This is a genomic window from Orrella dioscoreae (assembly GCF_900089455.2).
Taxonomy (GTDB): domain Bacteria; phylum Pseudomonadota; class Gammaproteobacteria; order Burkholderiales; family Burkholderiaceae_B; genus Orrella; species Orrella dioscoreae.
Window position 1 is genome coordinate 1,449,712 of sequence record NZ_LT907988.1, and the last position, 24,754, is coordinate 1,474,465.

Sequence of the window (24,754 nt, forward strand, 5' to 3'; positions counted from 1 at the left end):
TCATTTACAAGGAGTTTTTATGTCCGAAGCCAATATTTCCTCACCTATCCTGCCGTTCGCCGGTCGAGTAGCCATCGTCACTGGCGCGGCCAGCGGCATCGGCTTGGCAACTGTCGAATTGCTGCATCGCCAGGGCGCACGCATCATCGCGGTGGGCCGTGGCGATAACGTCCATGCCCTGGCGCGTGAGGGTGTGGTGCCCATCGTGGCCGACGTGGCGCAGGAAGCCAGCGCTGAACTGGCCGTGCAGACAGCCATCGACCAATTTGGCCGCCTGGACATTCTGGTCAACAACGCCGGCATCATCATCAACCGCCCGGTCGCCGAGATGAGCTTGGAGGAATGGAACCATGTGCTGTCGGTCAATGCCACCGGTGCCTTCCTGTTCTCCCGCGCCGCCATGCGCCCGATGATGGCCGCTGGCTCCGGCGCCATCGTCAACATCGGCTCCTACGCCTGCTACCAGAGCTTTCCCGGCATCGCTGCCTATGCCGCGTCCAAGGGCGCGCTGGCGCAATTGACCCGCACGCTGGCGCTGGAGGCCATCTCCCACGGCATTCGTGTCAACGCGGTGGGTTCGGGCGATGCCGTCACCAACATCACCAACGCCATCCAACCCGATGGCCAGGCCTACCTGGCAGAACATGGACGAAAGGCCCCCATCGGCCGAGCGGCGCGTCCCGAGGAAATCGCGCAAGTCGCCGCCTTCCTGGCTTCGGATCAGGCCAGCTACATCGTCGGTGCGGTGGTCATGGCCGATGGCGGCATGAGCGTGGCCATCCAGTAACGCAACCCATATTTCAACCTCATAGGAGTTTTCATCCATGCAACAACAAGCAAACCCTTCCAAAGTCTGGTTCATCACGGGCGCCGCACGCGGCATTGGCCTGTCTCTGGCCCGGCAAGCATTGGCCCGTGGCGATTCGGTGGCCGCTACGTCACGCACGCTGGCCAGCCTGAATCAGGCGTTTGGGGACAGCAGCGAGAGGCTGCTTGCACTGGAGGTGGATCTGGTCGATGAGGCCAGTGTCCAAGCCGCCATCGACAAGACCGTTGCCACCTTCGGCCGCATCGACCGCGTGGTCAACAACGCCGGCTACGGTCAGCAGGGCACCATCGAGGCGCTGAGCGATGCCGAACTGCGCCGCAATTTCGAGGTCAACGTGTTCGCGCCGCTGCATGTGCTGCGCTACGCGCTGCCGCACTTGCGCGCGCAGCGCAGCGGGCATGTGTTCAACGTGGCCTCCATCGTCGGCTTCCAGGGCGGCTATGCGGGCTGGGGCAGCTACGTTGCCTCCAAGTTCGCAATCGCTGGCCTGACCGAGACCTTGGCCGCCGAACTGTCCGAGCTAGGTATCAAGGCCACCGTGGTCTATCCCGGCCCGGTGCGCACTGGTTTCCTGTCTAAGGACACGCTGGTCGTGGCCAAGCGTTCGATTGCCGACTACACCGAGGCGCAGGCCTCGCTGGATCTGCACTTGAACGGCCTGGACGGCAAGCAGGCAGGCGACCCAGAGAAAGTGGCCACGCTGATCCTGCAAGCCGCAACCGTTGCCGAGCCGCCGGTGCATCTGTTCGCCGGCAAGATTGCCAACACGCTGGCCGAGCAGAAGATGCAGGCGGTTCGCAAGGATCTGGACGCATGGCGTGGCGCATCCGATGCCACTGATTTCGCGGAGTAAATTCGCACGAGGGCGGGCACGCGGCTGGATGCTGCGTGCCTCTCTGGTGCATCAGGAGATCACACCATGCTCAACGAGTTGCCTGCCGAAAAGGCCTACCGCATCCTCGAATCCGGCCCTATCGTGCTGGTCGCCACCCGCGCCGCCGATGGCCGGGCCAACCTGATGACGATGGGCTTCCACATGATGATGCAGCACGATCCGCCCCTGGTCGGGGCCATCATCGGGCCATGGGATCACAGCCATCAGGCGCTGTCGGACACGGGTGAATGCGTGCTGGCGGTACCGACGGTGGATTTGGCTGAGACGGTGGTGGACATCGGCAACTGCTCGGGCGATGCGCTCGACAAGTTCGCCCATTTCGGCCTGACACCCGCATCCGCGCAAACCGTGGAGGCGCCACTGGTGTGCGAATGCTGGGCGAACCTGGAATGCCGCGTCGCCGATGACGGCTGGGTACGCCGCTACAACCTGTGGGTGCTGGAGGTCCAGCGTATCTGGATCGACGCCGCGCGCAAGGAAACGCGATTGATCCATCACCAGGGCGACGGCCGCTTCAGCGTGGATGGCGATACGCTCGACCTGGGCGCGCGCATGACCAAGTGGCGCGACTTGATGGGATGAGGCCTCGCATGCGCCGCTGATTACCGGCGTGCTTCATCACTTCACAGCGCCAGCGCTGCTCTCCGACAAGGTCAGGTCAGTCCTGCGCGGTACGACGATCAAATGCGGCACGGGCTTGTTCAAGGGCCGGCCGGTTCTCTCGCGCCCAACTTGCCAGGGCTGCCAGAGGTTCTGTCAGGCTTCGCCCCAATGGGGTCAGGCAATACTCGACCTTCGGCGGGACGGTGGCATAGGCCTTGCGCGCCACCAGTCCATCGCGTTCGAGTCCGCGCAGGGTGATGGTCAGCATCCGGTGAGAGATGCCGGGGATACGGTGCTTCAACGCGTTGAAACGGTGGGTGCCTTCTGACAGATGGCCACAGACCATGACCGTCCACTTGTCGCCAATGCGTGCAATCACGTCTGCCAGGCCGCGACATTCAGCCTCCAAATTCTCCATGGCTTCTCCTTTGTGCCGACAGGAACATTGGTGTACCTCACGCATGAATTAGTGCGTTCTTGTTGGATTATAGGAACCAATTTATCCTAACGAACAATAAATAACTATGGAGTGTGATGATGAGAATAGGTGTGAGCGGTGCCAGTGGCCAGCTTGGCAGCGCAGTGGTCCAGGCATTGGTGGAAACGGTCGCGACTGAAGATCTGGTGGCGATTTCGCGCACGCCCAAGACCGATCGAGCCTATGCAGGCCGCGTGGGCGACTACGACCAACCCGAGACATTGGTGGCGTCCTATCAGGGCCTGGATCGCCTGCTCTTGATTCCCGGGCCTGATTTGCGGCCGGGGATCCGCTCACGCCAGATGCTGGCGGCCTTGGATGCGGCGGCACGCGCCCAGGTCGGCCACGTCTTCCTGTTGTCGGCAACCGGGACGCAACGTGAGGAGGAGCCAGCCGTTGGCGCGGCGTACTGGCACAGTGAGCAGGCGTTGATCAAGAGCACGATCCCCGCTTGGACGATTCTGCGAATGAGCTATTTTTCCGAGACGCTGGCCGAAGAGGTGCGGATGTCCTTGACTGCAGGCGGGCTTTCCGCGCTCGCGGACAGTCGCGTCAGTTTCGTTTCGCGCAGTGATGTGGCCAAAGCGGCAGCCGCTGCACTGACCAGTGAGGGCCACGAGGGCGCCATTTATCAGCTGACGGGATCTGACGTCCTGCGCAGTGAAACGGTCTGCAGGTTGATTGAGCAGCTTGTGCAGCGTCCTTTCGTCTTGAACGTGATGCCCGCCGAAGGACTGCGAGCCGGGCTGATCAAGGCGGGGCTGCCTGAGGTCATTATCGACGCAGTGATATCCATGAAGGCGCGGCAGGCGCGCGGCGCTTATGACCTCGTCAGCGGTGACATCGAGCGTTTGACCGGATGCGCGCCGTGTTCTCTGGCCGAGATTCTTGCGAGAACAGCCGACGAACTGAGGCAGTCGTAGTCATTCACGTGCTGGGAGCCTTCATCGCACAGGATCGAAAACTTGTAAGAGCGCAGAATCAGGGTGGAGCCGCAGGTCTTCAATGGCCAGTTGCATCACCACTGGCTTGATGCCCGCGCCACCACTTCGCTGCCCCAGTCGACGAAAGCCCGCACGACCGGGGAAAGGTGCCGGCTGTGTGGGTAAAGAACGGAAATTGGCTCCGGTTCGGCATGCGCCGCCTCCAGCACACGGACCAGTCGGCCTGCAGCCAAGTGATCTCGCACCATGTAGCTGGCCACGCGGATCAGGCCCAGGCCGGCGATACCGGCTTCCACGTAGGCGTCGGTGTCATCGACGCGTATGCATTCCCGCATGGCAATGGCAGTGGTCTGCGCGCCGTCCTGGAAATTCCAATATGCCAGGCGTCCACCGTGGCCGCCGTGGAAGCCCACCGCGACGTGCTGTTGCAAGTCTTGGAGGTTGCCAGGCGCTCCGTACTGCGCAAAGTAATCCGGGGCGCCGCAGACGATCCAGTGAAAGCGACCGATGCGCCGGGCCACCAACTGTGAGTTGCGTAGGGTGCCGGTGCGGATGACACAGTCCAGTCCCTGTCGAACGACATCTGCCGTGGTGTCAGACAGATGCAGTTCCAGTTCGACTCGGGGGTGGCGGCGCATGAACGCCGGCAAGGCTGCAATCAGGCAATGCCTGGCCAGCGACGAGGTGGTGCCGATTTTGATCGTGCCGTGCAGCGCTTCGGCTTGTTGAGAGGCTTGGGCCTCGGCCTCCTGCAGTTCACGCAGGATCGCCTTGCAACTGTCGTAGAAGCGCAGACCCGCATCGGTGGCGCTGACAGCGCGCGTTGTGCGATTGAGCAGCCGCGTGCCCAGGTGCGATTCCAGTTCCTTGATGTTGCGCGTGACGGTTGACGCAAGCACGTTCAGTGTATCGGCAGCCTGCTTGAAACTGCCGGCCTCGATCACGCGCACGAAAGTCTCCATGGCTTGCAGTCTATCCATGGTGAACATCTCCTTGTGGGGGCGAGCTAAGGCACCAGTGTTCGGGCCTTCATCGCGTCAGGACTGAAATGACTAATTATTGCATTTATTCAAATAGTGAAAGTGGCTTTGTCCGCTTTTTCATCTACTGCCATGGAACTAAACTTCCATGCAAGTGACAAGGATGGAAGCACAATTTTGCGTGATTCTCGTCACGGAGTCGCTCGTTGGCCGTTCTCGCGGGCTGGTGCGAAATCATTCATTTATTTGAGTATGAGAAATTATGTCTATGTCAGCAAACGAATCCAATCGCCGTGACCTGTTGGTCCTTGGCGCCGGTCAACTGGGCATGGCGGTGCTGCGTGCGCTCGCTCCGCGCGCGGCCGAGCGCCGCCAATCGGTCACAGTTGTTGTCTCACCGCAGACTGTCTCCAGCTCCCGCCCCGGGGATATCGAAAGTCTCGGTATCCTGCAGGCGTTGGGTGTGGAGGTCATTGGCTTCGATCTGGCGGGCGATGCCGCCGCCCTGCAAGCCTTGTTTGAGCGCTATCGCACGGTGGTCAATTGCACCGGCTTCGTCGCTGGCCCTGGCACGCAGTTGAAAATCACCCGCGCCGCGCTAGACGCCAAGGTCGAGCGCTATTTCCCGTGGCAGTTCGGCGTTGACTACGATGTGGTCGGACAGGGCAGTGGCCAACCGGTGTTCGACGAGCAATATGAAGTACGCCAACTGCTGCGCGCGCAGCAGCAGACCGAGTGGGTGATCATCTCCACCGGCATGTTCACCAGCTTCCTGTTCGAGCCGGCGTTCGACGTGGTGAACCTTGCCGCCAGGACTGTCCATGGCCTGGGTACCTGGGACACCAGGGTCACGGTCACGACGCCGGAAGACATTGGCAGGCTCACCACGGAGATACTGCTGGCCGAGCCACGCATCGCCAACGAGGTGGTGTATGTGGCCGGCGATACGATTTCCTATGGCGAGTTGGCTGAGGTCGTCGAGCGCGTCACCGGATATGCGTTCGAGAAGACGCTGTGGTCGCTGGACAAGTTGCGCGCCGACCTTGCATTGGCTCCTGATGATGTCATGACGCGCTACCGGGCCGCCTTCGCGCTGGGTGATGGGATGTGGTGGGACAAGGCCAACACCTTCAATGCAAAACACGGCATTGAAACAGTCGATGTCGCGCATTACCTGCAGCACCTGTTGGAAGCCTGACCCGGTCGCTTGCATGAGACTTTGCGCGTCCTCCATCAGGGGACAAGCCGAGCGTGGCGCTTTCCAACGCCAAGCGTGGATCCGAAAAATCGACTGGCCGGCTGATGCGCATTGCGTTCATCAGCCGGCATGAGTCGCCCGATCCCTTTGCAGCAATACCACACACCCGAAATCGAGCGGATGCTGGTCGCTGACTAAACGGATGATTCCTCGGGCGCGTAGCCCGAAGCTGCGCATTCGTTGATCTGAAAAGTGACGACGTATTGGGCTACGATGGGCCGATAAGCGCCGCTGTGTAGGCAATCGAGCCCTACGAAGCACGATGCCTCTTACTCTCCCGACGCTCCTATGTGGCTCCTAGCTCACAACACTGAGACCTCCCATAGCCGCCTCCGCAATAGATAACCTATTGTCCCACTTACCGTTTCATGCCGTCAGTCATTGGTACGAAGGGCTTGACACCGGCCCTTTTTTGTGGCGGCGAGTCTGTGCAGCCTTGGCTAGCTGGTAGTTGTCTATTCGCCGGATCATTCCAGCAGCATTACCCGCCGATAGGTTGCGTCTCCCTGAAAGGTCCGCATCGCGAGTTGGAGTTCCAGCCCGCCAGCTTGTAGCCGCCCATGCTGAGCGGGCAGGTTTTCCCAGCCTTGTCCGGGACGCCAAGCTCGAACATCAATGCGGCCCACGCCTTCCAGCACAGCCACGCGATCCTGCTCGCGAGGAAAAGGCAGGGGGAACAGGTCAGAGCCTGCTGCGGCACTACGAAAGAGTGTCTCGCCTTCCTGCCACCACTGGACGCGTTGCCACTGTCCGGGCGAACCAGCCACACCGCGAACGATTTCTACCCGCCAGGGCACGCGAGCCAGCCGTTCGATGTGCAGGCTCGCGGGCAGCAGGGGCACGTTGCGCAGCGAAGTATTGCCTGCGTTGGTTGCCTGTGTGCTGACCGCCATTTCCCCATCCGCCCGCCAGGCAACATCCCGCTCGAACTGCCGGATGGCATTCAGCAGCGCCGCAGATGCCTGCGCGCCATCGTCAATCCGCTCGCTCGCCTGCGTAATACTGTCCAGTCCACGCCACGAAATCACGCTGATGATGGCCATGATGAGAATGGCCACCATCACTTCGATCAGCGTGAAACCCGCTTGGGCGCAACGCCTACGCCCCATGGCAACGCTGGGTGGCTGACCTGTCATCTTCCCGCTCCCACTGCCTCTCCACCCCCCAACACCTGCGTCATCGACAACACCGGCGGCACGGGCTTCTCCTTCCTGACCACGTCGATCGACACTTCCCGCAAGCCGCTGGGCAACACCGTGACGCGCGTCAGGCACACCAGCACCAACTGCCCTTGCGGGCAGTCGCTGCGCTGCGTCCCCGGCCGTACCGCAGCGCCTTCCAGCCGCAGTTCGGCCAGGCGGTTCTCCGCGGAAAGCTGCGCCAGCGAACGGTCTCGCAACTGCCCATGATTCTCGGTCAGGTTTGCCACGGCTCGCGACGCGGCGGCCAGCGCGACGCTGACGATGGCCAAGGCCACCAACACCTCGACCAGCGTGAAGCCGGCCTGGGCACGTGCGTGCACCCCAGTCTTGCGCGCCAATCGCCTAGCGAACCACATACCGTCCATTCGCCTCCCTGACCAGCTCCACCGTGGCTGTTCCGTCGGACAGGGCCAAGGTCCACGACGTGCCGATCCATTCATCCGTCAGCACCAGCGGGCCGGGCGGCGTGACCTTGACGGTTTCCGCCTGCCAATCCCTTGGCCGCAGCGCATCGTCCCGTCCGAATTCATCCAGTCCCGCACGTGTCGACGCCACGGGCATTCCATCCGGCCCCGCCTGCCACGCGGCGCGCACGAAGCGGTATCCCCGTGCTTCGGGCTGCCAGGCGATGGCCCGCCCATCCAGGCGCACTTCCGTTTGCGCAATGGCAAACAGCTGTGCCAGGCGTTGCGCATCCTGGCGCAATGCCCGGGAGGGATCCGGTCGGATGGACAGCCCGATGGCCGTGGTGGCGATGCCGATGATGACCATGACGACCATGATCTCGATCAGCGTGAAGCCTTGCTGGACGTGGTGAACGGAGGACAGTGGCGCGGCGCGCTTCATGCGGCGATATCCAGTCGGGAGGCAGGGCGAGCAAAAGACCATCCTAGGCGCGCAATGTGGCCGACATGTGAAATAAAACGGACCACTCTGGCCTGATAGAGTCCCTGCAGCCGTCGCACATTGCGCCGACCACTGTCCGCTGCCAGGAGTGCCGTTCATGCAAAGCTTCGCCTCGCTCAAGGATCCCGCTGCCCGTCCTGCCCTGCTGGGCGCATTGGCGTGCGTGGCACTGGTGTCGGGCCTGGCGTATTGGGGCGTGCAATGGCTGACGCCCCTGCCCGGCGTGCCGCAGGCCGAGGCCGCGCCGGCTGGCGCGGATGGTACCGCCCAGGCCGTGGCGCGCTGGTTGACGCCCGGCGATGAGTCGCTCGATGTCGCCGTGGCGGGTGTGATGGTGTCGCGCTCCGCCGCGGCCGCCATGTTGTCGGTCAATGGCGCGCCGCCGCGGGCGTATGTGGTGGGAGACCGCCTGGGGCATGCCACGACCCTGCGTGAGATAGCGTCCCGCGGCATCGTCATCGAACGCGCCGGCGTCACCGAGCGTCTTGCGGTGCCCACCCTGCCCGAGCTGGGCGAGGGCGGCATCGTCCGCAAGAGCCGTTGAAAACAGTCTCATCGCCTGTCCGGTCGATGTTCCGGGACATATTTCATCGGGATGTCGCATCACAGGCCTAGACTCCCGACCCAAGGTTCGCGAGACGATTCCCGCCAGAACAATGGCGCGTCAACCGTCAGGCCAGCGGCACCGGTTCCCCCTGGGACGCCACGCCAAGCCGCCAGGCGTCCAGCAGCGCATAGTTGATGCGGAACTCATACTCGTCGGTGCCGAAACTGCGCATCGATTTCGCCAGCGCCACCAGGTCATGCACCAGCGTCACCACGTCGCGGTGCGCGAGCAGGCGGCGGGTGGCGTCGGACATGGTTTCCTGTGGCCAGATGTCGTCGAACAGCGTGAAGCCGACGAACCAGCGGTACAGCATGTTGTAGGAAATCTCGAAGTGCAGGGCGCGATCGGGGCCGATGGAAAACAGCGCATAGATCAGCAGTGCACGCACCACCGGTTCGGGCTCGGGGCTGCGGGGGTTGTCGCAAAGCAGTTGGTGCAGCAGCCCGGCATGGGCGGCGATCTTCGCGTCGACGGGTTCGCGCAGGTGATACAGCGGATGGTCGCGGGGAATGAGTTTTTCGATGTCCGGACTACGCGCATGCTTGGCATGCGAAATCATCCAGATGGAGGGCTTGCCGTAGCGGGTGACGCAGACATCGTCTTCGGCGGCCTTGGCGGCGTAGGTGCCGAACTTCTTGCCGCATTCGTTCATCGTGATGCGAACGCCGCCGGTACCGGATGACGCGCCGCGGGAGTGGCCGAGGCTGTCGGAGGGATCGGGGTCGAGAGTATCTGTTGGCATGGACAACCTTCATCTCGCATTTGCGTGGTGCCGGTGTCCTTCAGGACAAGAGGCCCGGGTGGGGCCCGCGATCCGGCGCGAAGCAGCGCGTTGGGATCCCCGTTGGGGTGAGAATCTTTTCAGCGACGGCTCAGAATATAGGTGGGTTTGCGCAACTTGTTAATGGAATTTTTAGGCGGTTAGTGAACACTTTCACGACGCTCTGCGCATCTGATTGTCACAGAGAAATATCGTGAGTTTTTATTTTGATTTTTCGCGTATGGCGTATGGATTTCGTCACGCGTGTGAAATGGAAATGACGTTCGAAAGAAGGCAGTTGCTTATCAACAAAGGGGTGCAGTGTTGAACAGTCGGCAGGATGAATGGACGATGAACGGACCTCAAGGCGTGGCCATGACGCGCGCCGAGGAGATCGTCGGATCGGACTCCCGGATTACGCTCGATCACTTGCGGGCCTTCGTGGGCATCGCGGAGTTGCGCCGCCTGAAGCTGGTGGGTGAACTGCTGCATCGCTCGGAGTCGGCGGTGGCCAAGCGCATCAAGGAGCTCGAGGACCTGCTGGGCTGCCCCTTGCTGTTGCGCGCGAAGGGAAAATTCGTGGGGCTCACGCCGGCGGGCCGCCGCTTCCTGCAGGCGTCCTGGGATGTGCTCCAGCGTTTCGGCCAGGCTTGCCATACGGTGCAGCATCCCGAGCTGTGCGGGCAGGTGCGCCTGGGCGTGCCTGATGATTTCATGTGGGCCGCCATGCCGGGATACGTGGAGCAACTGCGTGGCGAGTTGCCCGGCTTGCGCTTGAGCGTGCTGTCGTTGTCGTCGACCTCGGTCTTGCGCACGTTCCGCGAGCGCAACCTCGACGTGGCGGTGGTGCGCATGCTGGACAGCGTAGGGGACACGGTGTTCGCGCCGGTGCAGGAAACCTGGGGCGTGGAGCCGCTGTGCTGGGTGGCGAATGCAGCGCTGGATTTCACCGCGGCGGCGGAATTGCCGCTGGTGCTGCATCCCGAGGGAGGCGTGTATCGGCTGGCGGCGCTGAGTTGCCTGGCCCAGCACGCGAAGCCTTTCTTCGTCAGCTATTCCAGCAGCTCCAACGACAACATGCGCCGCGCCATCGACAGCGGCCTGGGCGTGGCCGTGTTGCCCCGCAGCCGGGTGGAGCCGCAGCACGTGGTGCAGACGTCCGCGCAGGGCTTCCCCGCCTTGCCGCAGGTGCACGTCATGGTGGGCTTGCGCGAGGAAAGCGCCCCCTACCGCCGTGTGGCGGATTCCCTGCGCAGGTTGTGGGAAGCCGACACGGACATGGGGTCGCAATCTATCGCGGCGTAGACTGCGTGAACATTCGGCGACAAAGGCCGCGGTGTTCTTTCTTTTGGGATGTGTGGCCGGTGCGCGCCAGGGTAGCCTGAAATGCCTTGTCAGTCCGGTATGAATTCAGGATGATGCGACTCGCGGGCGTACCGGCAAGGTGGCGCACGGGCGGGTGGTTTGGGATCAATGACAAGTATGAAACCCACGAAGACGACCTATTTCGTCACGCAGCAGGAGCTTGAGGCGCAATGGCCAGACATCCTGGACGTTGCGGCAAAGGAGACGGTGACCGTGTACCAAGGCAAGGATCCCTGGCTGTGCCTCGTGCCCCACGAGGAAATGATGGCGCGCATCGCGCCCCTGCTCGCCCTGATCCCGGATGATCACCCCTTGGTGGCCCTGTGCCACCATGTCGAGGCCATGCTGGAGCGCGAGTGCCGCCTGTTCGGCGAGATGGACGAAAGCGGCTATACCTGGACCGACCCGGACGTGGCGGATCGCGTGCTCGCCCTGCGCCTGGCGGTGCTGCAGGTCGTATACGGCGTGCGTTCGGTCGAGCAGATCTACAACCGTGCGTCGTGCCACGTCGTCTACCGCTGGTTCCTGGGCGAGCACTACCTGGCCATGAGCCTTCCTCCCCTGGAGCAGTTTTCCCAGCGCATGCCGGCATTGCAGGATGATCCGGCCATGGGCGACCGGCTGGCGTCGCTGGTGTCGCTGGCCGCCTCGATTCCCGGCGGGCGGGAGGAGTTCCAGATCGACTACAGCCTGCTGCAGGCCTGGCGGCAAAGTGCGCCGCCGCTGGCGGCCAGCGCGCACTGAGGGGCAGGGCCGTCGTGGACGGCCCCAGCCTGGTTCACGAGAACAGCACCAGCGGCCGGCTGGCTTCGTGCGGATGGGGCAGCACCGTGGCCGTCACGCCATAGGCGGCTTCCAGTGCCGGTGGTGTCAGCACCTCGGCTGGCGTGCCCATCGCCAGCATCCTGCCTTCCGCCAGCAGCAGCAGCCGGTCGCACCAGCGCGCGGCCAGATTGAGGTCGTGCAGCACGGCCAGGACGCCCACTTTGCCGGTGCGCGCCAGGTCTTGCGCGATGTGCAGCAATTCGAGTTGCCGCCGAGGATCCAGGCTGGATACCGGCTCGTCCAACAGCAGATAACACGCCTCCCCGGAAGTCTCGCAGGCTGCGGCAACCTGTACCAGCACGCGGGCGAATTGCACGCGTTGCTGTTCTCCGCCTGACAGCTCGCCATAGCGGCGCGCGGCCAGGCCGGCCAGGCCTACCCGGCTCAGCGCGTCGTGGCCCAGCGTCCGGACTTGCGCGGGTGACAGGCTGGGAAAGGGGTAGGCGCCCATGGCGACGACTTCCTGCACGCCCAGGTCGAAGGACAGGCCGGGCGTCTGGGGCAGCACTGCGCGGCGGCGTGCCTGCCGGGCCGGCGTCCAGGTGGAAAGCGCTTGTCCGTCCAGCATGACCTTGCCGCTGAGCGGAGCCAGCTCACCCGCCAGCGCGCAGAGCAGGGTGGACTTGCCTGCGCCATTCGCGCCCAGCACGCCCAGCACTTCGCCCGGCGCCAGCGATACGCTGACGGGGCCCAGCACCTGGCGCTGGCCGCGCATGACGGCAATGTCGTGGGCCTGCAGCATCAAGGGCCTCGGCGGCTGGCCAGCAGCCAAAGGAAGAAGGGGCCGCCCACGAGGCTCGTGACGATGCCGATAGGCAACTCTGCCGGCACGATGACGATGCGCGCCAGCCAGTCGGCCAGGGTCAGGGCGCAGGCGCCGCCCAGCGCGCAGGCGGGCAGCAGCGCGCGGTGGTCCGCGCCCAGCGTCAGGCGCAGCAGGTGCGGCACGACCAGCCCGACGAAACCGATGATGCCGGTGGCGGCCACGATGGGGCCGACCAGCAGGGCGGTCAACAGCACCAGGCGGCGGCGCAGCGCGGCCAGCGCGAAGCCCAGGTGCTGCGCTTCGCGTTCGCCGAGCAGCAGCGCATTCATGGCGCGCCATTCGCGCATGGCCAGCAGGCTGAGCAGCAGGGTCCACGGTCCCAGCCATGCCAGCATCGGCCAACTGCCGCCCGCCAGGCTGCCCAGGTTCCAGAATGCCAGGCTGCGCAACTGGGTGTCGTCGGCCAGGTAGGTGAAGAGGCCGATGAGGCTGGCGCACACGGCATTGATGGCGATGCCCGCCAGCAGCAGGCCGGCCATGCCGGCCTGGCGGCGGCCCAGGCGGTAGCCCAGCAATGTGGCGGCAAGGGCGCCCAGGAACGCGGCGGGCGCGACGGCCAGCGCGCCGCCGCCCACCACGATGGCGGCCACGGCGCCCAGCGCGCCACCGGAAGAAATGCCGATCAGCCCCGGGTCCGCCAACGGGTTGCGGAAGAGGGCCTGCATGGTCGCGCCGGCCACGGCGAGTCCCATGCCTGCGATGACGCCCAGCAGGATGCGCGGCAGGCGGATTTCCAGCAGCACGCTGCGTGCGACGACGTCCAGCATGTCCGGGTTCCACACCAGGCGAGGCAGGTCGGCCAGCGGGATCTTGAATGCGCCGCTGACCGTGGAGAGCAGCATGAGCGCGGGCAAGGCCAGCGCGAGGCCGATCAGGACGGGGCGGGGGGATCGCCAGGCGCGCGGCATGGGGGGCGACTCGTCGCGCGGGACGGCAGCCTGGCTCACTGCGCGACGGCGCGCCGCAATTCGGCGATGGCCTGGGGCAGGCGCGGGCCGAAGCTCAGGTACAGCAGGTCGTCCATGACTAACACACGCTTGTCGCGCGCGGCGGGCGTGCTGGCGATACCGGGCTGCGCCAGCAGCTTGGCCATGCCACCTTGTGCCTGCTCGGTCATGTGCGTGGTGATGATGACCTGGGGCGCGGTGGCGGCCAGGGCTTCGGCGGTGACCGGCTTGTAGCCTTGCTGGCCGGCCAGCACGTTGCGCAGCCCCGCCAGTTCGAGCATGGCATTGGCTGCCGTGCCCTGACCTGCGCCCAGCGGCGTGCCGCCGCGCGCCATCAGCGACAGGGCGCGTGGCGCGTTGTCCTTGGGCGGGGCGCCCAACGCGTCCAGGTCGCGGCGGATGCCGGCAAACAGCGCCTCGGCTTGCGGCTTGCGTTCCAGCGCCGCGCCCACCTGTTCGATGCGCGCCTGCAGCGAGGCGAGGGTGGGTGCGTCAGGCACGATCTGCACGGGGATGCCCAATGCGCGCAGCTTGTCGAGCGCGGCCGGCGGGCCAGCCTGGTCCGAGGCCAGGACAAGGTCGGGCCGCAGCGACGCCACGCCTTCCACCGAGACGTCGCGGTAATACCCCACGCGTGGCAGGCGCGTGGCTTCGGCGGGATACAGGCTGGAGAGGTCGTTGCCCACCAGGGTGTCGCCGGCGCCCAGCGCATAGACGATCTCGGTGATGCCGCCGCCCAGGCTCACCACGCGCGCGGGCGCGGCAAGACTGGTGTGGGCGATGGCAAGCAGCAGGAAGGAAAGCAGGGTCTTGAGCATGTCGGATGTTGCGCGTGTTGCGTGAGCGGGCGGGAAAGGCGCAGGCTGCCGTCAGGCGGCCAGCGGCGTGGCGCACAGGCTGGTCATCAGCGCGCGCCATTCTTGGAGCTCGGGCTTGCCGGGTTTGCGGGCCCCGAAGCATTGCAGGATCAGCGTGCCATCGGCGGCATACAGTTCCAGCGACGTCACCCAGCCATCGGCGGTGGGCTTGTTCACGATCCAGCTCTGGGCGATGGCTTCGGTATTCAGGTGCAGGTTGAAGTCGGCATCCAGCACGTTGAACCATGGGCCCGTGCGGCGCAGGGTCTTCACCGGGCCGGTGTGGATCTGCACCATGCCGTCATTGGCCACGAAGCACATGATGGGCGTGCCGCTTTGCGCCACGGTCTCCAGCATGGTCTGTGCCACCGTGTCGGGCACACGCTGCGCCAGGTCATCGCCTGCGGCTTCCAATGCGGCCAGGCGTCCGACTTCCAGCCGGCGCAGCATGGGATGGAATTCGTGCGTGTCACGCAGCGCCAACCATGCGTCGCGCAGCGCCTGCCGTTGCGAGGGATCGGTCAGCGGCGCATGCGCTGCGGGGGCGGCGGCGGGGGAGACCTCCGGCCAGATGGGGTCGCCGGCATGGCGTGCCACCAGCGCATCGAAGGCCGGGCCGTTCGTGGCGTCGGTGCGGTAGGTCTTGTGCACGGCGGTGCCCGCGGCGTCGAAGAACTGGATGCTGTCGCGGCCGGCCTCGTGGACGGCGTAGGCATGCGTCCAGCCACGGAAGAACACGCGCAGGTCTATCTCCTTGCCCAGCACCAATCCCACGGGGCCTTCTTCGGAGTAGGGCAGGTATTCGCCATGCTTCTCATGCACGCACCACTCGTTGCGCGTCAGCGCCATGACCGGCCCGAGTTCGCCCAAGGCCTTGAAGATGTCCTTGGGAGCGCCGGCCAGGCGGGTCGATCGCAAGTCGCCGCAGGCCGCGGCAACCAGCTCGGCCTCGGACACGCCCAGTGTCTGGGCGCGCTGGCGCGCCCGCTGCTTGGGTTGCTCGCGCTGCAGCGTGTCATGGCGTGCGCGCAAGGCCGCCGCCCGGTTGGCGAATTCAGTCTGCATGAAAGCTTGGGTCATGAGTGGGCAACCGTGGATTATGGGCGGAGCCTTGGTCAAAGTGGATTAATTCTCGTTAATTTTTGGGGTGGACTGCAAGCCATGTTTTTGTTTGAGATCGCGCCACGGACGGCGCGGGATGAAGACGGGACGATGGCGGCTACCCAATGTGTATTTTGTAACCAGGCCACAAAGCGCCCGCCTGCAAGGGCTGTCGTGAAAAAGGCAGGGATGCGATGCGATGGCTTGTGGCGTATCGAGGTCTTTCGCAATGCCCGCCAGCGCCTGATTTGGCAGGGCTGCATGCGTCTTGCATTTTCGTTACCTGTCCCAGGGCGGGCGTGTTGTTCCCCCCTGGGGCATGGGATAAGGTGCGGCCATGCTGAACGATCACCCCCTACCCACCCATGGCGAGCCCGTGCCTGCGCAGGCGCCGTTCTTTATCGTATTGAATGCGGGATCGGGCCGTGACGACGCGGGCGACACGCGCGCGGTCATCCAGCGCGTGTTGCAGGCAGGCGGCCGCCGCCATGAAATCAAGCTCGTGCGCGATCCCTCGGATCTGACCGCCGCGGCGCAATGGGCGGCGGAGCAGGCGCGCCGCCATCATGGCGTGGTCGTGGCCGCCGGCGGCGATGGCACGCTCAATGCCGTGACGCAGGTCGTCCTGGGGACGGGACTGCCTTTTGGCATCCTGCCCCAAGGCACGTTCAATTACTTTGGCCGCGCCTATGGCATTCCTGCCCATACCGAGCGCGCGACGAACGCCTTGCTGAACGCGCACATCGTTCCCGTGCAGGTGGGCACGCTCAATGGCCGTGCATTCCTGGTGAATGCCAGTGTCGGCCTGTATCCGCAATTGCTGGAAGACCGCGAGGCCTACAAGCAGCGTTATGGCCGCAGCCGCTTCGTGGCCTTGATCTCGGGCCTGGTCACCTTGCTGCAGCGGCCGCGCCAGTTGAGGCTGGAGCTGGTGAAGGACGGCGAGCTGCGCGAGTTGCGCACGCCGACGCTGGTCGTGGGCAACAACCCGCTGCAGCTCGAACAGCTGGGTTTCACGGAGGGCGAGATCCTGCGGCGAGGCGGCCTGGTGGCCATGAGCCCCAAGCCTGTCGGCACGCTGGCGCTCTACGGCATGATCCTGCTGGGCATGCTGAGCCGCCTGGGCCGCGCGGAAAACGTCGTCAGCTTCGGCTTCCATGAACTGCGCGTGAAACTGCGCAAGGAAGGGCGCCGCAATCGCCACAAGGTGGCGATGGATGGCGAGATCTTCCATATGGATGCGCCCTTGGTGTACCGCGTCGCCGAGCACAAGCTGCCCTTGCTGGTGCCGCGTGACATCGACCCGGCGGACCGCGCATGACGTCTGTCCTGCATCTGAGCGATCCGCACTTCGGCACCGAGCAACCCGCGGTGGTTGATGCCCTGGTGGGGCTGGTCCGCGCCTGTCAGCCTGAACTGGTGCTGCTGGGCGGGGACATCACCCAGCGCGCCCGCAGCGCGCAGTTCGCCGCCGCCCGCCGTTTCGTCGACCGACTGGCCGTACCCACGCTGGTGGTGCCCGGCAATCACGACATTCCGCTCTTCAATATCGTGGCCCGGCTGCTGGATCCTTATGGAAACTACCGGCGCGCATTCGGACCGGATCGCGAGCCTGTCTATTCCTCGGACACGCTGCTGGCCATCGGCGTGGATTCCACGCGGCCGCAGCGGCACAAGAACGGCTATGTCTCGTCCCGCCAGATCGAGCGCGTGGCGCGCCTGCTGGATGGCGCGCGCCCAGGCCAGTTGCGCATCGTGCTGATGCACCATCCATTGGTGGCAGCCGTGGAGAGCGATCAGGTGAATCTGGCGGGGGGGCGCGAGAACGCCATGCGCGTGTGGTCGCAAGCCGGCGCCGACTTGCTGCTGGGCGGACATATCCACCTGCCGTATGTGGCGCCGCTGCCCGCACGCATCAACCAGCAGGGCACCTGGGCCGTGCAGGCCGGCACGGCGGTGTCGCAGCGGATACGCGGTGGCGTGCCCAATTCCGTGAACATCATCGACTGGGCGCCCGAACGCACGCGCGCCTCCGTTTGTCGTGTGCAGCGCTGGGACTACCTCGTCAGCGCGAACTCCTTCGTTCCCGCCGCAGAGCACGAACTGGCACTGTCGCGCCAGGCGTGGCGCGTGGCCGAGCCTGATCCGCTGGGCGTCGCGCTCGGCTACCACTGACGGGGAGGCCTGGAATGGCGTGGGCCGAGTTGCTGGGCAGGCACCCGGGCATCGTGCTGTTTGCCTGGCTGGCAGCGGGCGCGAGCGTTGGCGCGCTGGCGGCGTGGCGACTGGGGCAGGGTGGCAGCAGGTCCAAATTGATATGGGCTGGCGCCGGGGGGGCGATATTCGCCGTGCTGGCGGTCGGGCAGGGTGGCGCGGCATCCAGGCAGGTGGCCTTCGACGCGGCACTGGCGGCGTCGCTGGCGCAGCATGCCCCAGCGCCCCTGCTCGAGGGCCTGGCGTTGTTCACGACCCTGGGTGACCGGAACTTCCTCATCGGCCTGGGGGCGGCGGTGCTCCTGGTGCTGTTGTGGCGCCGGCGCTGGAAGGACGCCGGCGTGTGGGTCGCCGCCACGGCCGTTGCGGGTTATCTCAATACCTTCCTGAAAGCGAGTTTCGCCCGGGTACGTCCCGAGCATGTGCACGGGTTCGCCGAGGCGCATGGCTGGAGCTTCCCGAGCGGGCATGCCACCGGGGCGCTGTCGGTCTACGGCATGCTGGCCTGGTTGTTGCTGCGGACCGTGCCCGGCAACTGGCGCCTGCCCGTCGCCGGGCTGGCAGGGATGCTGGTCGCCGCCATCGGCTACAGCCGGGTGGTGCTGCAGGTGCATTATTTCAGCGACGTCTTGGCTGCTTACGCCGTGACCGGCGCATGGTTGCTGGCATGTGTGCTGGTGTCGCAGCGGGAATATCAGGGACGAATCTGAGGGCGCGCCAATCTTGCCTATGAAGCAAGGTTGCCGGGTAAACCCTCGCAATTCCCAATTTGTCCCCCTTTGATGTTGCACGAACCCAACAACCTGGCACTGTTCTGCGACTTTTCCGGCGCAGAACATAGCCACGCCAGAGGATTTTTGATGCAATAGCTTCAACTTCCCTTCGCGGAGTTAGCGGGGTAGCGGGTTTGATGATCTACCCGATGCTCCAGTCACTCAAATCTTCGGAGATTTCTTAAATGAAAAAGACTCTGCTCGCCGCCGCCGTGCTGGCCGGCTTCGCTGGTGCCGCCCAAGCGGAAACCTCGGTGACCCTGTACGGTATCGTTGACGTTGGCGTCGGCTACCAGCAAGTCAAGGGTGGTGGACTGGAAAAGGCTTCGCGCACCGGTCTGATCGATGGCACCCAAAGCGGTTCGCGCTGGGGCCTGCGTGGCTCGGAAGACCTGGGTGACGGTCTGCGCGCCATCTTCACGCTGGAAAGCGGCTTCAACTCGCGTACCGGCCGCTCGGGCCAAGGCGGCCGCCTGTTCGGTCGTCAAGCCACCCTGGGCCTGGCTTCGGACAACTGGGGTACGCTGACCGTCGGTCGTCAAACCAACGTGTCGTCGGACTTCTTCGGCCCGATCGATCCGTTCGCCGCTTCCTACGGTCAATCGCACATTGGTTCGTCCTTCGGTCAAACCGCCACGCTGCGCTATGACAACGCCGTCAAGTACCTGACCCCCAGCTTCGGTGGCTTCCAGGTCGGCGCGCTGTACTCCTTTGATATTGCCGATGGCGATACCTCCGAATTCCAGACCAACCGTAAGGATCGTGCCATCAACGCCGGCGTGCGTTATGTCAACGGCCCCCTGAACGTTGCTGCTTCGTATGACCGCATCAACGGCAACTCGGCTCTGGCCCGTGGCAGCGATCGCATCAACGCGTGGCTGGTCGGCGGTACGTACGACTTCGAAGTGGTCAAGCTGGCTTTGGCCTACGGCCAATCGAAGGACGGCTGGATCGGTTCGGCTGCTCCTAGCCTGCAAGGCGGCTACACCATCGACGGTACGGGCTTCAACTCGAACGTCTACAACGACGGCCTGAAGGTCAAGTCGTACCTGGTTGGTCTGTCGGCCCCCGTGGGCCCCGGCAGCCTGTTCGGTTCGTGGCAGCGTGCTGACCCCAACGAGTCGGTCTCGAACGGTGCCGGCACTGCCGACGCCACCCAGAACGTCTACAGCCTGGGCTACACCTACGACCTGTCCAAGCGCACCAACGTGTACGCTTACGGTTCGTACGCCAAGAACTACGCGTTCCTGGACGACGTCAAGAGCACCGCTGTCGGCGTGGGCCTGCGTCACCGCTTCTAATCGGTCAGCGCGGCATCTGCCGCGCCTGCCGAGCCCGGTCCTCGTGGCCGGGTCGAAGCCTGATCGGGCTGGGCCTTCGGGCCCGCTCAAGAAAGCCACCTCTTCGGAGGTGGCTTTTTCATTTGCCTGTTCGATCTGTTGGGGCGGCGTGGCGGGCGTGGGAACTGTCTTGTCCGTGGAACGGTGTGTCTTGCGGACATGGCTGTGTCGCCGATCAACCGGATGGTGGCGGTCGTGGGGAATAAGCGCCACGCAGGCTGTCTGTTCGTCAGCCTTCGGTCAGGTGCTTGAGACTTCACGAATGCTACAATCTATAAGTTTGCGCACTTGTCGGAAGTTCCTGGATGAACCTGCACCAATACTTTCCCGTCCTGCTATTCATCGTGGTGGCAACCCTCATGGGGTTCGGCCTTCTCCTGGCAGGTGCGGCCATCGGTCCGCGCAAGCCCTATGCGGAAAAGCTCTCCCCCTACGAATGCGGCTTCGAGGCCTTCGAAGACTCGCGCATGAAGTTCGATGTGCGCTATTACCTCGTCGCCATCCTGTTCATTCTTTTCGACCTGGAAATCGCCTTCCTGTTCCCCTGGGCCATTGCGCAGGGCGAGTTGGGCATGGTCGGCTTCGGGACGGTCATGGTGTTCCTCGCCGTGCTCACCGTCGGCTTCATCTACGAATGGAAAAAGGGCGCGCTGGACTGGGAGTGATCCCGCCGCGTTCCTGAGTCAGCGAGACAGAGACAGCTATGGCCATAGACGGCATCCTCAAGCAAGGCTTTATCACCACCAACGCCGACAAGTTCATCAACTGGGCGAAGACCGGTTCGATGTGGCCCATGACCTTCGGTCTGGCCTGTTGCGCGGTCGAGATGATGCATGCCGGCGCAGCCCGGTATGACCTCGACCAGTTCGGCATCATTTTCCGCCCCAGTCCGCGCCAGTCGGACCTGATGATCGTGGCAGGCACCCTGTGCAACAAGATGGGTCCCGCGCTGCGCAAGGTCTACGACCAGATGCCCGAGCCGCGCTGGGTCGTGTCCATGGGTTCCTGTGCGAACGGTGGTGGCTACTACCACTACTCGTACTCGGTGGTTCGCGGTTGCGACCGCATTGTCCCTGTCGACGTCTACGTGCCGGGTTGCCCGCCCACGGCCGAGGCGCTGGTCTACGGCTTGCTGCAGATGCAGAACAAGATCCGCAAGACCAACACCATCGCCCGCTGAGCGTGCCGCGGGCCATCGCGGCCCGCCGCCTCAGCTAGGCCTCATCGCTTGTAACGACGATACATGACATGACCCGGCTAGAAACCCTGCAAAACAATCTGCAAGCCGCCTTCGGCGACGCGGTGTCCCTGACCCTAGCGCTGGGCGAGCTCACGCTGACCGTGCCCGCCGAAAGCTGGGTGCCCGTCGCGACCCGCCTGCGCGACGAATCCAGCCTGCGCTTCGAGACCTGTGTGGACCTCTGTGGCGTCGACTACTCCACGTATGGCGTGGGCAAGGTCGGTGATCCCCAGGGCACGGCGCCTGCCTATCCCGGCCGCTACGCGGTCGTGATCCACCTGCTGTCCGTCACGCACAACTGGCGCCTGCGCGTGCGCACCTTCACCCCCTCGTCGGAATTCCCCGTGCTGGCGTCGCTGACCAGCGTGTGGCCCGGCGTGAACTGGTTCGAGCGCGAAGCGTTCGATCTGTACGGCGTGGTCTTCGAGGGCCACGACGACCTGCGTCGCATCCTGACCGACTACGGCTTCATCGGCCATCCGTTCCGCAAGGACTTCCCGCTGTCGGGCAACGTCGAAATGCGCTACGACCCCGAGCAGAAGCGCGTGCTGTACCAGCCGGTCACCATCGAACCCAGGGAAATCACCCCGCGCATCATCCGCGAGGACAGCTACGGGATAGGTCGCTGAGATGTCTGAAATCAAGAACTACACGCTGAACTTCGGCCCGCAGCACCCGGCCGCCCACGGCGTGCTCCGTCTGGTGCTGGAACTGGATGGCGAAGTCATCCAGCGCGCCGACCCGCACATCGGCCTGCTGCATCGCGGCACCGAGAAGCTGGCCGAGCACAAGACCTTCATCCAGGCGCTGCCCTACATGGACCGCCTGGACTACGTGTCCATGATGTGCAACGAGCACGCCTACGTCATGGCCATCGAGAAGCTGCTGGGCATCGAAGCCCCGCTGCGGGCGCAATACATCCGCGTGATGTTCGATGAAATCACGCGCATCCTGAACCACCTCATGTCGCTGGGTTCGCACGCGCTGGACGTGGGCGCCATGGCGGTGTTCCTGTATGCCTTCCGCGAGCGTGAAGACCTGATGGACTGCTACGAAGCGGTCTCGGGCGCGCGCATGCACGCGGCCTACTACCGTCCGGGCGGCGTCTATCGCGACCTGCCCGACACGATGGCCCAGCACCAGAACAGCAAGTACCGCAGCGAAAAGGAAATGCGCGTCATGAACGACGCGCGTTCGGGCTCGCTGCTGGACTTCATCGAAGACTTCACCAACCGCTTCCCCGCCTGTGTCGACGAGTACGAGACGCTGCTCACCGACAACCGCATCTGGAAGCAGCGCCTGGTGGGCATCGGCGTGGTCGATCCCGATCGCGCCAAGGCCCTGGGCTTCACCGGCCCCATGCTGCGTGGCTCGGGCATCGCCTGGGACCTGCGCAAGATGCAGCCCTACGAAGTCTATGACCTGATGGACTTCGACGTGCCCGTGGGCGTGAACGGCGACTGCTATGACCGCTACCTGGTCCGCGTGGCCGAAATGCGCCAGAGCAACCGCATCATCCGCCAGTGCATCGAGTGGCTGCGCAACAATCCCGGCCCGGTCATGACGGACAACCACAAGGTCGCGCCGCCCAAGCGCACCGGCATGAAGTCCACCATGGAAGAGCTGATCCACCACTTCAAGCTGTACACCGAAGGGTTCCACGTGCCGCCCGGCGAGGCCTATGCCGCCGTCGAGCATCCCAAGGGCGAGTTCGGCATCTACCTGGTGGCCGACGGCGCGAATAAGCCGTACCGCCTGAAGATACGTGCCCCGGGTTTCGCGCACTTGCAGTCGCTGGATGAGATGGCGCGCGGTCACATGATCGCCGACGCCGTGACCATCATCGGCACGCAGGACATCGTATTCGGCGAGATCGACCGCTAAGGCGGCCGGCTCGCACCGTTATTTTCGGATTCAAATCATGCTGCTCTCCGAACAGGCCTACCAGAAGATCGACAGGGAACTCGCCAAGTTCCCCGCCGAGCAGAGACAGTCCGCCATCATGGCGTCGCTGGGCATTGCTCAGGTCGAAGCCGGCTGGGTCTCGCCCGAGGTGATCGAGGACGTCGCCAACTACCTGGGCGTGCCGCCCATTGCCGTCCAGGAAGTCGCCACGTTCTACAACATGTTCGACGTGCGTCCGGTCGGCAAGATCAAGATCTCGGTCTGCACCAACCTGCCCTGTGCCTTGCGCGACGGTGAAAAGACCGCCGACCTGCTGAAGAAGAAGCTGGGCATCGGTTTCCGCGAAACCACGGCCGATGGCCTGTTCTCGCTGGTCGAAGGCGAGTGCATGGGCGCCTGCGGCGATTCCCCGGTGCTGCTGGTGAACAACCGCCATATGTGCGTGCGCATGTCCGAGGAACGCATCGACGCCATGCTCGACGATCTGAAAGCCCAAGGCGCTTCACTATGACTACGCTCGATCTCCAACGTTTCGACCTGCGCAACTACTCGCAGGGCCTGGCCCCCGATCCGGCAGGCAACGATGCCGCCCGCACCATGTGCTTCCATGATCGCCACATCTCGCCGCAGATCATGGCGGGCCTGGACGGCGACAACTGGGGCCTGCAGGAATACGTCAAGCGCGGTGGCTACGAGGCCCTGCGCAAGATCCTGACCACGGGCATGAAGCCCGAGGACGTCATTGCCGAGGTGAAGGCCTCGGGCCTGCGCGGCCGTGGCGGCGCGGGCTTCCCGACCGGCCTGAAGTGGAGCTTCATGCCGCGCGGCTTCCCCGGCCAGAAGTACCTCGTCTGCAATTCCGACGAAGGCGAACCGGGCACGTTCAAGGATCGCGACATCCTGCGCTTCAACCCGCACATCGTGATCGAGGGCATGGCCATCGCGGCCTACGCGATGGGCATCAACGTGGGCTACAACTACATCCACGGCGAAATCTTCGAGGTGTACGAGCGCTTCGAAGCGGCGCTGGAGGAAGCCCGCGCCGGCGGCTTCCTGGGCAAGGGCATCCTGGGCTCGGAATTCGATTTCCAGCTGCATGCCTTCCATGGCTATGGCGCCTACATCTGTGGCGAGGAAACCGCGCTGCTCGAATCGCTGGAAGGCAAGAAGGGCCAGCCGCGCTTCAAGCCGCCTTTCCCCGCCAGCTTCGGCCTGTACGGCAAGCCCACCACGATCAACAACACCGAGACCTTCGCGGCGGTGCCCTGGATCATCCGCAACAGCGGCGCGGCCTACCTCGAAATCGGCAAGCCCAACAACGGCGGCACCAAGCTGTTCTCGGTGTCGGGCGACGTCGAGCGTCCGGGCAACTACGAGATCCCGCTGGGCACGCCGTTCTCCAAGCTGCTGGAACTGGCCGGCGGCATGCGCGGCGGCAAGAAGCTGAAGGCAGTCATCCCCGGCGGTTCCAGCGCGCCGGTGCTGCCCGCGCACATCATCATGGACTGCACCATGGACTACGACAGCATCGCCAAGGCTGGCTCGATGCTGGGGTCGGGCGCGGTCATCGTGATGGACGAGACGCGTTGCATGGTCAAGTCGCTGCAGCGCCTGTCGTACTTCTATTTCGAGGAAAGCTGCGGCCAGTGCACGCCGTGCCGGGAAGGCACGGGCTGGCTCTATCGCATGGTCAACCGGATCGAGAACGGCCAGGGCCGCCAGGAAGACCTGGACCTGCTGGACTCGGTGGCCGGCAACATCATGGGCCGCACCATCTGCGCGCTGGGCGACGCCGCCGCGATGCCGGTGCGTGGCTTCCTGAAGCACTATCGCGACGAATTCGCACACCACATCGAGCACAAGTGCTGTGTGGTGCCGAAGTACCTGTAAAGGTTGGAC

General features: G+C 64.4%; 28 protein-coding genes. 18 read left to right on the plus strand and 10 right to left on the minus strand.

The window, feature by feature from the left end; all coding sequences use genetic code 11:
• The first annotated feature begins 19 nt into the window (after window positions 1–19).
• From ODI_RS06720 to ODI_RS06730, 3 genes are all read left to right on the plus strand, one after another.
• Window positions 20–787: an SDR family NAD(P)-dependent oxidoreductase gene (locus ODI_RS06720; RefSeq protein ID WP_067759133.1), complete on the plus strand. Its 768-nt coding sequence runs from the start codon at window positions 20–22 to the stop codon at window positions 785–787.
• A gap of 37 nt (window positions 788–824) precedes the next feature.
• Entirely contained in the window at window positions 825–1,682 is an 858-nt protein-coding gene (locus ODI_RS06725) for an SDR family oxidoreductase (protein WP_067759132.1), read from the plus strand.
• Window positions 1,683–1,748: 66 nt separating this feature from the next.
• Window positions 1,749–2,306 (plus strand): flavin reductase family protein, encoded by a 558-nt coding sequence (locus tag ODI_RS06730; protein ID WP_067759130.1) that lies wholly within the window; start codon window positions 1,749–1,751, stop codon window positions 2,304–2,306.
• Window positions 2,307–2,382: 76 nt separating this feature from the next.
• Here the strand turns inward: ODI_RS06730 and ODI_RS06735 are convergent, their stop codons facing one another.
• The gene (locus ODI_RS06735; RefSeq protein WP_028353758.1) at window positions 2,383–2,745 is read right to left on the minus strand and encodes a winged helix-turn-helix transcriptional regulator; all 363 of its coding nucleotides are present in this window, start codon (window positions 2,743–2,745) and stop codon (window positions 2,383–2,385) included.
• 131 nt (window positions 2,746–2,876) lie between these two features.
• On the opposite strand from ODI_RS06735, the gene ODI_RS06740 reads away from it, so the two are divergent.
• Entirely contained in the window at window positions 2,877–3,728 is an 852-nt protein-coding gene (locus ODI_RS06740) for an NAD(P)H-binding protein (RefSeq protein WP_231968211.1), read from the plus strand.
• Window positions 3,729–3,823: 95 nt separating this feature from the next.
• Here ODI_RS06740 and ODI_RS06745 read toward each other — a convergent pair whose 3' ends face one another.
• A complete protein-coding gene (locus ODI_RS06745) occupies window positions 3,824–4,729 on the minus strand; it encodes a LysR substrate-binding domain-containing protein (protein WP_067759125.1) in 906 nt (301 codons plus the stop codon).
• Window positions 4,730–4,997: 268 nt separating this feature from the next.
• On the opposite strand from ODI_RS06745, the gene ODI_RS06750 reads away from it, so the two are divergent.
• Window positions 4,998–5,927: an aromatic alcohol reductase gene (locus tag ODI_RS06750; protein ID WP_067759123.1), complete on the plus strand. Its 930-nt coding sequence runs from the start codon at window positions 4,998–5,000 to the stop codon at window positions 5,925–5,927.
• Between the two features lie 527 nt (window positions 5,928–6,454).
• On the opposite strand, the gene ODI_RS06755 is transcribed toward ODI_RS06750, so the two are convergent.
• Genes ODI_RS06755 through gspH form a run of 3 tightly spaced genes read right to left on the minus strand, consistent with a single transcriptional unit; the run spans window position 6,455 to window position 8,035 of the window.
• Entirely contained in the window at window positions 6,455–7,123 is a 669-nt protein-coding gene (locus ODI_RS06755) for a PulJ/GspJ family protein (RefSeq protein ID WP_067759120.1), read from the minus strand.
• On the minus strand, window positions 7,120–7,509 hold the full coding sequence (gene gspI / locus ODI_RS06760; protein WP_197707138.1) for a type II secretion system minor pseudopilin GspI: 390 nt from the start codon (window positions 7,507–7,509) through the stop codon (window positions 7,120–7,122). Before gspI ends, ODI_RS06755 begins: the two co-directional genes overlap by 4 nt.
• Window positions 7,510–7,531: 22 nt before the next feature.
• On the minus strand, window positions 7,532–8,035 hold the full coding sequence (gspH, locus tag ODI_RS06765; protein ID WP_067759115.1) for a type II secretion system minor pseudopilin GspH: 504 nt from the start codon (window positions 8,033–8,035) through the stop codon (window positions 7,532–7,534).
• 157 nt (window positions 8,036–8,192) lie between these two features.
• Here gspH and ODI_RS06770 point away from each other — a divergent pair, with 157 nt between their 5' ends.
• Window positions 8,193–8,639, plus strand: coding sequence for a hypothetical protein (locus ODI_RS06770; RefSeq protein WP_067759112.1), 447 nt, complete (start codon window positions 8,193–8,195; stop codon window positions 8,637–8,639).
• A gap of 127 nt (window positions 8,640–8,766) precedes the next feature.
• Here the strand turns inward: ODI_RS06770 and ODI_RS06775 are convergent, their stop codons facing one another.
• Entirely contained in the window at window positions 8,767–9,444 is a 678-nt protein-coding gene (locus ODI_RS06775) for a transposase (protein ID WP_082985499.1), read from the minus strand.
• Window positions 9,445–9,813: 369 nt separating this feature from the next.
• On the opposite strand from ODI_RS06775, the gene ODI_RS06780 reads away from it, so the two are divergent.
• Entirely contained in the window at window positions 9,814–10,767 is a 954-nt protein-coding gene (locus ODI_RS06780; RefSeq protein WP_067759108.1) for a LysR family transcriptional regulator, read from the plus strand.
• A 177-nt stretch (window positions 10,768–10,944) separates the two neighbouring features.
• Window positions 10,945–11,571 carry a transposase gene (locus ODI_RS06785; RefSeq protein ID WP_067759106.1) on the plus strand — a complete coding sequence of 209 codons (627 nt, stop codon included), beginning with the start codon at window positions 10,945–10,947 and terminating at the stop codon, window positions 11,569–11,571.
• 34 nt (window positions 11,572–11,605) lie between these two features.
• Here the strand turns inward: ODI_RS06785 and ODI_RS06790 are convergent, their stop codons facing one another.
• From ODI_RS06790 to ODI_RS06805, 4 genes are read right to left on the minus strand one after another with little or no spacing between them, the layout of a single operon-like run.
• The gene (locus ODI_RS06790) at window positions 11,606–12,397 is read right to left on the minus strand and encodes a heme ABC transporter ATP-binding protein (RefSeq protein ID WP_067759104.1); all 792 of its coding nucleotides are present in this window, start codon (window positions 12,395–12,397) and stop codon (window positions 11,606–11,608) included.
• On the minus strand, window positions 12,394–13,386 hold the full coding sequence (locus ODI_RS06795; RefSeq protein ID WP_067759102.1) for a FecCD family ABC transporter permease: 993 nt from the start codon (window positions 13,384–13,386) through the stop codon (window positions 12,394–12,396). Before ODI_RS06795 ends, ODI_RS06790 begins: the two co-directional genes overlap by 4 nt.
• Before the next feature lie 35 nt (window positions 13,387–13,421).
• Window positions 13,422–14,243 carry a heme/hemin ABC transporter substrate-binding protein gene (locus ODI_RS06800; protein WP_067759099.1) on the minus strand — a complete coding sequence of 274 codons (822 nt, stop codon included), beginning with the start codon at window positions 14,241–14,243 and terminating at the stop codon, window positions 13,422–13,424.
• Window positions 14,244–14,294: 51 nt separating this feature from the next.
• Window positions 14,295–15,362: a hemin-degrading factor gene (locus ODI_RS06805; protein ID WP_082985498.1), complete on the minus strand. Its 1,068-nt coding sequence runs from the start codon at window positions 15,360–15,362 to the stop codon at window positions 14,295–14,297.
• 358 nt (window positions 15,363–15,720) lie between these two features.
• Between ODI_RS06805 and ODI_RS06810 the strand changes: the two genes are divergently transcribed.
• From ODI_RS06810 to nuoF, 10 genes are all read left to right on the plus strand, one after another.
• On the plus strand, window positions 15,721–16,704 hold the full coding sequence (locus ODI_RS06810) for a diacylglycerol/lipid kinase family protein (protein WP_067759096.1): 984 nt from the start codon (window positions 15,721–15,723) through the stop codon (window positions 16,702–16,704).
• Complete coding sequence (locus tag ODI_RS06815) at window positions 16,701–17,558, plus strand: metallophosphoesterase family protein (protein WP_067759093.1); 858 nt, start codon at window positions 16,701–16,703, stop codon at window positions 17,556–17,558. The genes ODI_RS06810 and ODI_RS06815 overlap by 4 nt, the downstream gene beginning before the upstream one ends.
• Window positions 17,559–17,572: 14 nt before the next feature.
• Window positions 17,573–18,307, plus strand: a complete 735-nt coding sequence (locus ODI_RS06820) for a phosphatase PAP2 family protein (RefSeq protein WP_067759090.1) — start codon at window positions 17,573–17,575, stop codon at window positions 18,305–18,307.
• A 248-nt stretch (window positions 18,308–18,555) separates the two neighbouring features.
• Window positions 18,556–19,671 (plus strand): porin, encoded by a 1,116-nt coding sequence (locus ODI_RS06825; RefSeq protein ID WP_067759088.1) that lies wholly within the window; start codon window positions 18,556–18,558, stop codon window positions 19,669–19,671.
• Window positions 19,672–20,015: 344 nt separating this feature from the next.
• Window positions 20,016–20,375 (plus strand): NADH-quinone oxidoreductase subunit A, encoded by a 360-nt coding sequence (locus ODI_RS06830; protein ID WP_067759085.1) that lies wholly within the window; start codon window positions 20,016–20,018, stop codon window positions 20,373–20,375.
• Between the two features lie 38 nt (window positions 20,376–20,413).
• Window positions 20,414–20,890 carry a NuoB/complex I 20 kDa subunit family protein gene (locus ODI_RS06835; protein WP_067759082.1) on the plus strand — a complete coding sequence of 159 codons (477 nt, stop codon included), beginning with the start codon at window positions 20,414–20,416 and terminating at the stop codon, window positions 20,888–20,890.
• 68 nt (window positions 20,891–20,958) lie between these two features.
• Window positions 20,959–21,579 carry an NADH-quinone oxidoreductase subunit C gene (locus ODI_RS06840; RefSeq protein WP_067759078.1) on the plus strand — a complete coding sequence of 207 codons (621 nt, stop codon included), beginning with the start codon at window positions 20,959–20,961 and terminating at the stop codon, window positions 21,577–21,579.
• Between the two features lies 1 nt (window position 21,580).
• Window positions 21,581–22,834, plus strand: coding sequence for an NADH-quinone oxidoreductase subunit D (locus ODI_RS06845; protein WP_067759074.1), 1,254 nt, complete (start codon window positions 21,581–21,583; stop codon window positions 22,832–22,834).
• A 37-nt stretch (window positions 22,835–22,871) separates the two neighbouring features.
• A complete protein-coding gene (gene nuoE, locus ODI_RS06850; RefSeq protein ID WP_067759071.1) occupies window positions 22,872–23,366 on the plus strand; it encodes an NADH-quinone oxidoreductase subunit NuoE in 495 nt (164 codons plus the stop codon).
• Window positions 23,363–24,745 (plus strand): NADH-quinone oxidoreductase subunit NuoF, encoded by a 1,383-nt coding sequence (gene nuoF / locus ODI_RS06855; RefSeq protein ID WP_067759068.1) that lies wholly within the window; start codon window positions 23,363–23,365, stop codon window positions 24,743–24,745. Before nuoE ends, nuoF begins: the two co-directional genes overlap by 4 nt.
• Window positions 24,746–24,754 lie beyond the last annotated feature (9 nt).